Source organism: Paenibacillus sp. USHLN196 (genome assembly GCF_037144955.1).
Taxonomy (GTDB): Bacteria; Bacillota; Bacilli; order Paenibacillales; family Paenibacillaceae; genus Paenibacillus; species Paenibacillus xylanexedens_C.
The window spans coordinates 569,345-581,786 of record NZ_JBBCYH010000004.1 but is presented as its reverse complement, the minus strand read 5'-3'; the positions used below and the strand labels follow the sequence as shown (position 1 = coordinate 581,786).

Below are 12,442 nucleotides of genomic sequence, written 5' to 3'. Positions count from 1 at the left end.
TTTCGTCTACTATATCATGTTACAGTTGAATTGTAAGTGCAGTTGCGCCTGTTGCTGCCGCAATGACAACACCATTGGCACCAGACACTTGGGAACCACCCTCAACGCTGGATACACTCTCAATCCCGCGAAGCACGATGTTCCATGGTTTACCTGCGCCTTCAGCACGAACGTCCAGCACTGATCCATTACGCGTAACGTTAACTGTCAGTTCCTGTTCAGCTCCTTGGTTCACAACGACAGCTTGAGCCGTTTGACCGTCAGCCAGTTCGAACAAGTGCAAGGACACATCATTCGCAAAGTCATAATCCGGTTTGCTATCTACTGCACCGACAGCGATCAGGCTGTTTGGCTTAACCATCATTGGCAGTGTTTTGAAGTCATGGTTTTCACTGATCCAGCGTCCACCTTGTACTTTAGCTCCAGTCAGATAATTCGTCCAAGTTCCTTCAGGCAGGTAGTAACGAACATCACCCTCCTTGTTGAAGATCGGAGCCACCAGGATTGAATCACCAAACATATATTGAGTATCCAGGTTGTATGTTGTTGGATCCTCTGGGAAATCCAGCAGCATAGCGCGCATCATCGGAATACCTCTTACCGTCGACTCCACCGCAGAATTGTACAGATATGGCATCAGGCTGATTTTGAGTTTGGTAAAGTCACGAACAACGTCCACGGATTCCTCGTCAAACAACCAAGGCACACGATACGACGTGCTTCCGTGCAGGCGGCTGTGTGAAGATAAAAGTCCGAATTGTACCCAGCGTTTGTATACGTCAGGGCTCGCCGTGCTTTCAAAACCACTGATATCATGGCTCCAGAATCCGAAACCGGAAAGACCCAGCGACAAGCCGCCCCGAAGGGATTCAGCCATGGATTCATACGTAGAAGAGCAGTCTCCGCCCCAGTGAACTGGGAACTGTTGACCGCCTGCTGTTGCAGAGCGTGCAAACAGGGCAGCTTCGTTTTTGCCAATCTTCTCTTCGAGCAATTCAAATACAGCTTTGTTATAGAGCTGTGTATAGTAGTTGTGCATTTTAACCGGATCAGAGCCATCGAAGTACACGACATCTGTCGGAATTCTTTCACCGAAGTCGGTCTTGAAGGAATCCACACCTTGATCAAGCAGGACTTCCAGCTTACTCTTATACCAGTTCACAGCATCCGGATTCGTGAAATCAACCAGAGCCATACCTGCTTGCCACATATCCCATTGCCATACGCTGCCATCCGCTGTTTTTACCAGATAACCGTTCTCCATACCTTCATCGAACAAGTAGGATTTCTCTGCAATGTACGGATTGATCCAAGCACAGATTTTAAGCCCCTTTTCTTTCAGACGTGCAAGCATGCCTTCCGGATCCGGGAACATTGCTTCATCCCATACAAAATCAGACCATTGGTATTCCTTCATCCAGAAGCAGTCAAAATGGAATACAGAAAGCGGAAGATCACGTTCTGCCATGCCATCTACGAAATGGTTAACCGTTGCTTCATCATAATCCGTTGTGAATGATGTTGTCAGCCACAGACCAAATGTCCATGCCGGTGGAAGCGCTGGTTTACCTGTTAATTTCGTATAATTATCAAGTACATCCTTAGGATTGTCACCGCCGATAATGAAGTATTCCAACGTTTCTCCTTCTACGCTGAACTGCACTTTGGATACGTTCTCGGATGCAATCTCGTACGATACACGTTCAGGATGATTTACAAATACGCCATATCCTTTATTGGACAAATAGAACGGAATGTTCTTGTAGGACTGCTCACTGCTTGTACCGCCGTCCTCATTCCAGGTATCTACGATTTGGCCATTCTTAACAAACGGCGTGAAGCGCTCACCGAGTCCGTAAACGTATTCACCAATACCAAGATCAAGCTGCTCGCGGAAGTATGCTTCCTTGCTTGGACCTGTAATATAACCTGCGGCTCTTTGACCGCTACCTGTAATCCGTTTTCCACCATACAGGAAGCTGACGTCCCATCCGTTTGTTTTGTCGATTTGAACTTCCAGGTTGCCGCTTTTCAAAACAGCACCTTGTTCATTTTTTGTGATGTCCACGTTCGCATCTTGCGTGTTAAGCTCAAATACAGGCCCTTTTTTCACTCCACCCTTATGGTGGTTCAAGGTTACACGGATCACGTTAGGCATAGGTGAACTGTACGTTGCTTTAAGCAAAGTTCCGTTCAATGTGTCGCCTTTGGTGCGAATATATTTAGTTGCCGCATATACGGTCAAAGAATCCCCTTTTTGCACAATATCACGAATGTCAGTCGGGTTTTGAATGTGGTACCCTTCACGAGTCATCCAGAATCCATCAGTAAATTTCATGTTTTCTTTCCCCCTTCGGTTATACTATAATAATATTGATATTAATAATGAATTTCTTCTGATATTTTGACCAAATATATCACGATTTTGATATTAACCATCCGATTCTTGAACAACAACACCAAACTATGGAAACGATTACATTAATAATGAAATAAAAGGAGTCGTTGATATGGAACGTGAACGATTACGGGAAGACCGAATACACGGCAATGCCATGTATCCCGTCAGCGTATACCCGGATATTCAACAATTAAATGGCGACAGCATTCTGGATTGCCACTGGCATGATGAGATGGAGTTCACCATGGTGACCGAAGGCTGCGCGGTTTTTCAGATTGATATGAACACCGTTGAGGTGAAGGCAGGCGAGGCGATCTTTATTAATCGAGGGGAGATCCATGCGGGCTACCTGAAGGGTGAGGTTCCCTGTGTATTCTCTTCCATTGTGTTTAATCCGGAGCTGCTCGGCAGCCGCACCTTCGATGCGGTACAGGAGAAATACATCGGTCCACTGGTACGTAAAACAGTGATTCCCCCTTTTCATATCAAGGCAGATGGGGATTGGGGGCAAGAAATTCTGGATCATCTGAAACGTATATTTGCGGATCATGCTACCAGAACAGAAACGTGCGAAATGTCAACAAAAGCGTACCTGTACCTCATATTTGCCCGAATGTTCGAACACATGAGATCTGCTCCGCTCAAAGGCACCGTGACTACAGGGAGTCACGATAAGATCGAGCGACTGAAATCCGTACTCGGTTATATTCACAAACGGTATCCTGAACCTCTGAAACTAAAAGAACTGGCCGATGAGGCCAATATGAGCGAAGGACACTTCTGCCGTTTCTTCAAACAGATGGTGCAGAAAACCCCTGTTGATTACATTAACTATTACCGAGTTCAACAGGCCTGCGTTCAGCTTGAGAATACGGATCACAAGATTGTTGATATCGCCATGGATGTGGGTTTTGAGCATCTAAGCTACTTCATCACCACGTTTAAAAAGCATAAATCCACTACACCTTCACAGTATCGCAAAATGTTCTATGAGAACGTAGCTACAGCGTCTGCCCTAGTCTAGAAAGGCCACGCTCTGGGAGAGCGGTCAGATGGCATACTTGAGCATGAAATCGACCTGTGTCGCTACAATTCAGCAACAAAACGAAGAAGGTGCTCGCAGCTAATAGGCTGCAAGCACCTTCTACTTCCCTCGAACGAGTAAACGAACTGAGACATGTCGTCTCAATTAAAACCTCATACCTTCGCTGATACTCACTGTGCACTAAGGAGCTTAACAGAGGCTCAATTTTTCATTGTCTTCCATGAAGTGTACTCGTGAACGGAGAACCCATTAAAGGATGCATGTACTGAAGCCATTTTATCGACCAATGTCAATTGTGCTTCCATATAAGCAGATCCCTCTTCATAAAAAGTAATGAAGTCGCCTTCCTTACTTTGCTTAGTTTCCACGGCGATCGAGATCGTCTTGCCAAGCAGAGCTGCTTCTGCAAGTTCATCCTTCGCTACACTATAGATTGCAGCAGCTGTATCGCGGTAAGCCATAATGGTGATGGAGTCAAACTTTCGGATCATCCAGCTGCTAACGGCCATCGTTGAACCCGGGATTTTGTAGTTATCGAGCCAGAAAGGCAGATCAGCCGCTACCGGCATCTTCATCCGTGATGCTCGCTCAACAATGTACTCCACATTGCCTTGCCACTGGGTAATTACACTGGCCTGATTGATTTTCCACTGCGGGTGCACATGTGGCTCAATATCCAGATGGATACCAGCAAACTTCTCATTAGGCAACGCCTGCGCCTGATATGCCTCAATCCAGTCCAGGAAAGAAGCAATCTGCTCCCGGCTTTCCGTCAAACCCCAGGCTGATCTTCCGTCCATGACATCCACCGCAATATTCTTGGCTCTCGCCTGGCGGATAAAACTTTTATACTCAGGAATTTTTATATCCCGGTTCATCTGCAGATAGATCGTATTGATCTTGTTCGCTGTAGCGTAATTTAACACCTCTTGAGGATTACTTCGGATCTGGGTGGTATCCCATACCCAAGTCGCTCTCACTGGCACATCAAGTTCTCCATGAATCGTTGCATAACTGTCGACTGAACCATCCGCAATGGCTTTGGAAGAACAGGCTGTACTCGCACACAGGATCAAACAACTCAGTAATAAGATAAAACGGTAACCCCTTTTGCTTTTCATATTTGTACACTCCCTCTGAAGTTATCAGCTCTGACGTGCAAATCTGGATGAAATTGTGTCGTTTCATATTCATTTAATGGATACTTATTAGGTACGACGAATTTGGATTGCTTTTATATGCAATATCATCTTCAAGACTTACGACGAAAGAATCATATAACTATATTTCGGGAATTCACAGTTCTGTATGTATAGTTCTAAAGTCACAATTATCATGAATTTTCTAAATTTCTTCTTCTTTCATCACGACTTGAGTCATTATTTCCATATCAATACTTAGCCCCAGAAGACCTAGAAAGCGTTTTCTTCAGAAAAGCACAAAAAAACCGCCCTAAGGCGGCTTTGCATGTATTGTAGATTAATGATGCTCTACTCAAAATTTCCGTTTATTCATTACCCACTGGGGCTACCGGTGTACCGTCAACCACTTCATCGAAAAGGGACACCAGTTCAATGCCGTCTGCCGAGATCCGCACAAGCCCCTTGTCAGACAATCGCAGTTCTGGAATCACAACCAGCGCTAACAGCGAAAGCGTCATGAACGCATTATTTAACGTACATCCTGCGGACTGTAAGGCTTCACTGACTGCTGCTGATTGGGCTGCAACCACTTCAAACGATTCGGTTGACATCAAACCTGCAATCCGCAGCGGGAATTCAGTTACACCTGCTGTTGTTACCACAGCTACCCCACCTTGCATACGAATGACGCGGTTACCGGCTTCAGCCATTAGCGTATCATCATTACCGATAATCAACAGGTTATGACTGTCATGAGCAACTGTCATCGCAATCGCTGCCGGCGATGTGAAGCCGATACCTCCAACCAGCGCTACCGCCCGATTTCCGGTTTGTTTGTGACGCTCCAGTACCGCAATTTTGCATACTTCCCCTGAAGTTGAAATCACAACCTTGCCGTTCTGCACCGTGACAGGCAGGTGTTTCTCCTTCGTATCCACATGGTTCTCTGTCACATGAATGATTTTGGCACCAATCGTCCCCTCTGCAATCGGCGCAGCGAGTTCCAGATCCTCTGGTTGAATATTGGCTTCCAACTTCACCGTGTTCAATGCTTCCTCAGGATACGTGAAGCTATCCCAGACCGCCGTCATTTTCCCATTCTCGGCCACAACTTGCCCGGCAGCAATCGTCATGCCCACACGTACATCCGCCAGACGACCGTCCAACAGAATAATATCTGCAATATTACCCGGAATCACCGCACCGATGTCACGTGCAACACCGAAACGCTCAGCCGTGTTAATCGTTGCCATCTGGAAAGCTGTGACGGGCTTCACGCCTTGGGAGATCGCTAGACGAACCACAAAGTCCATATGCCCTTCTTTAAGCAGCGACTCAGAGCTTCGATCATCAGTAACCAGCATCATCCGGCGGGTATCCAGTCCAAGCTCGGTGCAAGCTTTGATCGTCTCTGCCACGTCATGCCATGCGGAACCTTGGCGCATCTTCGCATACATCCCGAGACGCAGACGTTCCACCACATCTTCCTTGGTCACACATTCATGATCCCCTGTAACTCCACTTGCCGCGTAAGCTGGCAGACGCCAGTCATCTGCTGCCCATGTAAAATGACCGTCTGCCACTTTGCCAGCACGGAGGGTCGCTTGTATCTCACCGATCATTGTCTCGTCCCCGTAAACGACCCCAGGGAAGTTCATTACTTCCCCAAGGCCAATCATGTCCGGGCCCCACGAAAGGGCTTCAGCGACCTCTTCAGGTCCTATATAAGCCCCCGTCGTCTCCAGTCCGGGGTGCGTTGAAGGCACACAGGAAGCAACCTGCATATAAGCAGCCATCGGTGTGGTCCGCGCTTCATCCAGCATTAGTCTCAGACCTTTGAGTCCGAGTACGTTCGAGATCTCATGCGGGTCAAAGAACCCCCCGGTCGTGCCTGAAGGCAGCACCGCTCTCGCAAATTCGGTTACTTTCATCTGTGTACTTTCGATATGGCAGTGTCCATCGAGCAGACCAGGAGCGATATATTTGCCGTTTGCTTCAATAATCCGGGTGTGTTCGCCGATGGTGTGGCTTACATCTTTACCGACATAAGCGATTCGAGCTCCCTGCACGGCTATCGACATTTCAGGTAAAATTTCACCCGATATCACGTTCACCAGCGTACCTCCGCGAATGACCAACGTCGCCGGCAAATCTCCCCGTGCTGTAGCGACCAGGTCCGGTACGCAATCGGCCATAAGTGGCCGTTCAAAAGATGGTTTGTTCATGTTCTGCCTCCTTCATTAATAAACGATCCCAAAAAAATATATTGTTTCGATTATATGAGTCCGGACCTCATGTGTAAAGAAAAATCACATCCATTGTGCCTGATTACAAAAGTTGAAGTCATATTTATCAATGGAACCTAATTCTTACGAACTCACGTCAGGAATTATTCAATTTACACAGAAAGACTCCCGTTCCAATGAACGGAAGTCTTCTTATTACCTATAAACAGTGAGTATGAGGTCAATCTACTTGAGCAGCAGACACCTTGCCAAGATCATACCATTCTTCCGACTGGGAGGTAATGAACGGGCTCGGTGTTCCCACACAATAGACATGCAGCAGATGCATCGCCCGCGTACAAGCTGTATAGAACAATTTGCGTTCATGCTCCTGTGCATACTGCTCTGCAGAACCGTCATAGATTAGAACAGCGTCAAATTCTACGCCTTTGGCCAGATAAGCTGGAATGACATGAACCCCCTGCTCAAAAGCCAGTGTCGTCTTCTTGATTAACTTCGGTGCTGTTGGCAGTTGCTTGCTCAGTGCAGCATGTACTTCTTTGCTCTCTTCCGCAGTCTTGCAGATGACTGCAACCGATTCATACCCCTCTTTAATCAAATGCTTGAGGTCGGTCGTAATGACGTTCATATGACGCTCTGAATCAGAAGAAACGATAACTTTCGGCTTCTCGCCACTACGATTAAAGGGAATGATCTCTTCCCCGCCAGGCACCATGCCGCGGGTAAACTCTACGATCTCCCGGGTAGATCGATAGCTCCTGGTCAACTCAATGACTTCCGTATTGTCTGGTCCGTACAGGTTAGTTAATGGTCCTGTTCCACTAAGCACTGAAGAGTGGGCATAGATGGCCTGGTTAAAGTCACCGAGTGCTGTGATCTTCGCCCGGGGGAACAATCTTTTCATAAAGGCCAGTTGAAACGCGGAATAGTCCTGAGCCTCATCAATAATGACATGACGAATATTGGAGTTAATATGGAATCCAAGCATAAGCTCGCGCAGGTACAAGTATGGCGTAATGTCTTCATATGCCAACTCCTGAAGCTTCAATCTGCGTAAAGTCATCTTACAGATTTCTTCCCATTGGGCAGGTAGCGCTTCTTCACCCAGCAGTCGCACCATCTGAGCCTGATCGTTGAACAGATGCGCATATAATTGTCGTATATCGACAAATCGCAATGACTTGATCCATTTTCGCAGCGGTTTGAGTCGGTCACTGACCACCATACGTGCCAGAATTTCTCTTTCCTGCTCAAAGTCATTAAACGTATGGGTCTTTCCTTTTTGCTTGCGCTTCAGGCGCTGATAGGCACGTTGCAGATCCTCCGGCTCCATCAGATCAAGCTGCTGATCGACCCAAGGCGCATCCAGTTCACCTTTACCAAAGGCAGACAGTTCTTTCAACATCCAGTCCCGCAGCATCTCCAGTCGACTCACCAGCTTGACGGATGACTCAAAACTGTAGAACTTCTCAGCCATAGCCTCTGACGTGACAATCGCTCGGCCCTGGAAGCGAACCGGCTTGAACTTCATACCACCTGACAGCATGCTTTCCTTGTAACGCGTAATGACCCCCAGGAAAGATTCGGACGACTTGAATCGTATGCTGGACATGCGAACATCGTAATCAGGATCTTCCGTGCCCGTTAACACATATTCGAGCTGAATGAACGGATCTTCCAGTTGATATTCCCGACCCAAACGGCGTTCCAGATACTCCTGGAAGGTCGTTTGCAACATGTTTTCCTCCCCAAGCTCAGGCAGTACCGTGGAGACATAACTGTTGAACATTGGATTCGGCGAAAAAAGAACCATCTGATCCGCTTGCAGATGCTCGCGGTATTTATAAAGAAGATACGCCACACGCTGGAGCGCTGCGGATGTTTTGCCACTGCCTGCTGCGCCTTGCACAATGAGCATGCGTGTCCGGTCATTGCGAATAATCCTATTCTGCTCCTTCTGAATGGTCGCTACAATACTCTTCATCTGTGCATCCGAAGTTCGACTGAGTACAGCCTGCAACAGCTCATCGCCAATCGTTACCCCTGTGTCAAACATGAAGCGGATACGTCCATCCCGAATGACGAACTGCCGCTTCATCTCTATATCACCGCTGATCTCCCCGCTTGGTGTGTGGTACGTAATTGGGCCCGGTGCCCCGTCATAATACAGGTTGGAGATTGGTGCACGCCAGTCGTAGACCAGGAAGGATTCTTCCTTCTCATCCAACAACGATGCAATACCCAGATAAATGCGTTCTGCATTGGGATATCCATCTTCTTTGAAGTCAATCCGGCCAAAGTACGGTGAATGATGCAGTCGTTTCATTTTGTCCAACGCGGCCGCTGTATTCAGATGGCTACGCTCCCGATCGGACAGTACCTGTGACTGTTGCCTCATGCTGGTTGAAGTCTCCCCGACATCATCCGCTTCACTGAAGTTCATCGTGACTTCGTCCCAGAAGTCTTTTCTCATCCCGACCACTTCGTCACGGAAGGAACCAACTTCATCTTCCAGCGTTGTAATCTTGCGTTCAATCTGATCGGTCACGGTGTTGACCCGTTGTTGTTCCTCATTCCATTGCTGATCTGTACTCATATGTTAATAGCCCCTCTTTCCCCGGATTGTGTCCTCAAAATCCCATTTGACAAGCCCGAAAAGGCAATGGTATAATTATTAGAAAGTAAACATTTTAATTTTATGTTAATTTGTTCTAATTTTCTGAAAACCATTTTTTATTCTACCAGTGACAGCGTCCCGATGCAAGCGGAGGCGTTTTTTGTTGTTTTCTCCTTCGATATTATTACCCAATCACTGGGTCCTCAACGATTAAGCTACCCATTCCTACTTTCGTAATTCTTCAATCGTCTCTTTCCAGCGTGTTATCGCTCCAAGTTCATCTTTTAATTGAAAGGTTATTCCTGAAGTAATCTCCGCATACGGCGCGTGGTCCACCCGTACATGAAGTACTTGAGCTTCAAAGCGATCTCTCGGATGAATGGCCTCTTTCATCTCAGGCAGGAGTTTTACTTCTATACGGATATGCAACAATCGTTGTCCTTGAACCGCAATCAAGGTAGCCTTGCCTGTTTTGCGCATGTTCATACCGGTCTGTGTACCCTGCCATAGAGCCAGTCTAAGCTGATGCGGATTGATCGCAATCACTTCCCCCATACTGATCATCGCCTGATGCGGCCACTGATCCTCAGATACGGTCAGCAGTTGCAATGCTTCATGCTGTTTATGCCCCAGATTAGTCCCATTCAACCATTCCATTAATTCAGCATCCAATTGCTCTATGATCATGTCCTATCCCTCAGTTCGTTAAATTTCATTCAACTTTTCTTCATGCCACTCAGCCGTATGTATGACAAAACAACCCGGACACGGTTGTCCGGGCTATGTTGTCATTCCATTGTATATGATCACGAAGCAGGTGCGCAATTCGTTATTAAGGCCACTTAAGCCAGTTTAAGATTTTGTCCTGTGATTCTTTGTCTTCACTGGAGCTATGCACATGTTCGGCAAGTCGATTCAGACGTTCCAGCTGATATCCGTAATCATAGATCGCAGCAGCCACGATGGATAATCGTAACATTCCGTCCTTGTCGATATCAAACTCGGTGATCGCCTGCTCCATGAAACGATCGTTATCTAATATAAATTGTGCAGCCTCTTCCCCATTTGGTTTCAGTTTATCCTCGAACTTGAGCAGTGCATGCTCATGGAATTTGATAACCAGTTCCAGATGGGAGTCAAAAAACAGGTCCATGGCTGGTGTCCGCGGTGCCTGGAAATAATGACGTTCCACCGAATCCAGCACCTCGTACCCTTTTTGCAGACTAAGCAGCATCTGTTTGTATACAACCATCTGCCGGGTTTCGCTGAATTTCGAGCGCTTCATCTTCTTCTGTTCCTCTTCGAACAAGTTATACTTATCGGACAGAGATTTAATGGAGCCACCCAGATTATTTTTCTCCTCCCGGAATACAACTTCCTTAATCTCATCTGAGATAGAAGTTCGCAATAGCAGCGACATCCCGCTGAAAACACTCTGAATTTGCTTGACGAACTGAAGCTTTGGTTTGGGAGGGAATACCGTGATGTTAATGAGAAATGCCGATACAATACCTACCAATGTCAGCAGAAACCGATTAAGTGCAAAGTGCCAGTCACCCGAAGCTTCCATAATCGACACGACCGTGACCAGTGTCAGTCCAACCGTCTCACCCATATTCAATTTAAGACAGATCATGATGACAAGTACAATAATTAATCCAACAGCGATTGGCTCATTGGACAACACCATGCCTCCCAACAGGGCCACAATGGCTCCGAGTGTCGTCGTTTGCAGCTGATCCAGGAAGTATTTCCAGGAACGATAGATGGAAGGCTGCATGGCAAATATAGCCGCGATTGCGGCAGGCACGGGAGATTGCGGGTTCAAGAACAGGCTGCTAAGGTACAAGGCAAGCGTGACCGCTATTCCCGTCTTAAGTACACGTGCACCAAATGACATGGTCACCCCTCCTCTTTACCGAACCTGAATTTTTACATTTGATAATCATGTTCATTATTACCCCATATTTCTTTTTTTGTCTGAATTCATTCAGGAGAACGATTTATTGTACCATGGAAGATCTTCCGTTGCCATGTCATAAGTCAGAAAGCGATCCTTCGTAGCGGGAGAGCGCAACAAAAAGCTATACAAACCTTATTTTATTCCATTTCATAAATCACTAAAAATAGAGTATTGATTCATTTATGTATGTTAATACACATTATTAACCCAAAAAGAAGCAAATCTTCAAAATGGATTTCTCCACTTCAAAGATTCGCCTCTGTTACTTATTATACCTCTGTGGAATACTCATGCTTATTATAACTGCCTAACGGTCCGTACCCTCCCACTCTCTTTTGAACTGTTCCACGAACTGCACCATATATTCATGACGCTGCTCCGCCAATTCCTTGCCATAGGACGTATTCATCAGATCCTTGAGCTTGAACAGTTTTTCGTAAAAGTGGTTTATCGTTGTGCTGCGCCCATTGCGATACTCCTCACGGGTCATCTGCTCCCGTGGGGGAAGGGACGGATCGTACATCTCGCGCCCTCTCGCTCCTGAAAAGGCAAAGGTGCGCGCGATCCCAATCGCACCCAATGCATCCAGACGATCCGCATCTTGTACAACCTGTGCTTCAAGCGAACTGACCGCAGGACGCTGGCCCCCCGCATACGAGATGGTGCTAATAATACCCACAACCGCTTCACGTATATCCGAATCAAGCGGCTGGGTATCCAGCCAGTCATTCAGTTTCGCCATCCCGGCTTCCAAGCTTTCATTCAGCTTCTCATCCGGAACATCATGTAATAAGGCAGCCAGTTCACAGACAAATGGATCTGCCCCCATTCGGTGAGCGAGTTCCACTGCAAGTGCAGTGACCCTTTCGATGTGCGGCCAGTCATGACCATCCGTATGCTTGGATGAGTCCCCTAGAACAAAAGATCGGGCAGCTCGCAGAACAGCCTCACCTTCCGTTGTTCCGTCCACATTTTGCATGTGTCCTGATCCTTGCACGCTCGCACTGGATGGTTGAAGAGGGTTCTCT

Annotated in this window: 8 protein-coding genes; 1 reads left to right on the top strand and 7 read right to left on the bottom strand. The window is 47.0% G+C overall.

What is annotated here, in order from left to right; genetic code table 11:
* Positions 1-19 precede the first annotated feature (19 nt).
* Positions 20-2,338 (bottom strand): alpha-xylosidase, encoded by a 2,319-nt coding sequence (gene yicI / locus WFI24_RS12520; protein ID WP_145319133.1) that lies wholly within the window; start codon positions 2,336-2,338, stop codon positions 20-22.
* 172 nt (positions 2,339-2,510) lie between these two features.
* On the opposite strand from yicI, the gene WFI24_RS12515 reads away from it, so the two are divergent.
* On the top strand, positions 2,511-3,425 hold the full coding sequence (locus WFI24_RS12515) for an AraC family transcriptional regulator (RefSeq protein WP_336761130.1): 915 nt from the start codon (positions 2,511-2,513) through the stop codon (positions 3,423-3,425).
* 221 nt (positions 3,426-3,646) lie between these two features.
* Here the strand turns inward: WFI24_RS12515 and WFI24_RS12510 are convergent, their stop codons facing one another.
* From WFI24_RS12510 to WFI24_RS12485, 6 genes are all read right to left on the bottom strand, one after another.
* Positions 3,647-4,567, bottom strand: a complete 921-nt coding sequence (locus tag WFI24_RS12510; RefSeq protein WP_336761128.1) for a hypothetical protein — start codon at positions 4,565-4,567, stop codon at positions 3,647-3,649.
* A gap of 386 nt (positions 4,568-4,953) precedes the next feature.
* Positions 4,954-6,813, bottom strand: a complete 1,860-nt coding sequence (locus WFI24_RS12505) for an adenine deaminase (protein ID WP_336761126.1) — start codon at positions 6,811-6,813, stop codon at positions 4,954-4,956.
* Positions 6,814-7,054: 241 nt separating this feature from the next.
* Positions 7,055-9,430: an RNA polymerase recycling motor HelD gene (helD, locus tag WFI24_RS12500; protein WP_336761124.1), complete on the bottom strand. Its 2,376-nt coding sequence runs from the start codon at positions 9,428-9,430 to the stop codon at positions 7,055-7,057.
* 246 nt (positions 9,431-9,676) lie between these two features.
* On the bottom strand, positions 9,677-10,138 hold the full coding sequence (locus tag WFI24_RS12495; RefSeq protein ID WP_336761122.1) for a pyridoxamine 5'-phosphate oxidase family protein: 462 nt from the start codon (positions 10,136-10,138) through the stop codon (positions 9,677-9,679).
* 145 nt (positions 10,139-10,283) lie between these two features.
* On the bottom strand, positions 10,284-11,351 hold the full coding sequence (locus WFI24_RS12490) for an FUSC family protein (protein WP_145319150.1): 1,068 nt from the start codon (positions 11,349-11,351) through the stop codon (positions 10,284-10,286).
* Between the two features lie 370 nt (positions 11,352-11,721).
* Positions 11,722-12,393 carry an HD domain-containing protein gene (locus WFI24_RS12485; RefSeq protein ID WP_442956223.1) on the bottom strand — a complete coding sequence of 224 codons (672 nt, stop codon included), beginning with the start codon at positions 12,391-12,393 and terminating at the stop codon, positions 11,722-11,724.
* Positions 12,394-12,442: the final 49 nt, after the last annotated feature.

Excerpts from the sequence above, each read along its gene's own strand:
- yicI (WP_145319133.1), bottom strand. The coding sequence starts at position 2,338 with ATGAAATTTACTGATGGATTCTGGATGACTCGTGAAGGGTACCACATT.
- WFI24_RS12515 (WP_336761130.1), top strand. The coding sequence starts at position 2,511 with ATGGAACGTGAACGATTACGGGAAGACCGAATACACGGCAATGCCATG.
- WFI24_RS12510 (WP_336761128.1), bottom strand. The coding sequence starts at position 4,567 with ATGAAAAGCAAAAGGGGTTACCGTTTTATCTTATTACTGAGTTGTTTG.
- WFI24_RS12505 (WP_336761126.1), bottom strand. The coding sequence starts at position 6,813 with ATGAACAAACCATCTTTTGAACGGCCACTTATGGCCGATTGCGTACCG.
- helD (WP_336761124.1), bottom strand. The coding sequence starts at position 9,430 with ATGAGTACAGATCAGCAATGGAATGAGGAACAACAACGGGTCAACACC.
- WFI24_RS12495 (WP_336761122.1), bottom strand. The coding sequence starts at position 10,138 with ATGATCATAGAGCAATTGGATGCTGAATTAATGGAATGGTTGAATGGG.
- WFI24_RS12490 (WP_145319150.1), bottom strand. The coding sequence starts at position 11,351 with ATGTCATTTGGTGCACGTGTACTTAAGACGGGAATAGCGGTCACGCTT.
- WFI24_RS12485 (WP_442956223.1), bottom strand. The coding sequence starts at position 12,393 with ATGCAAAATGTGGACGGAACAACGGAAGGTGAGGCTGTTCTGCGAGCT.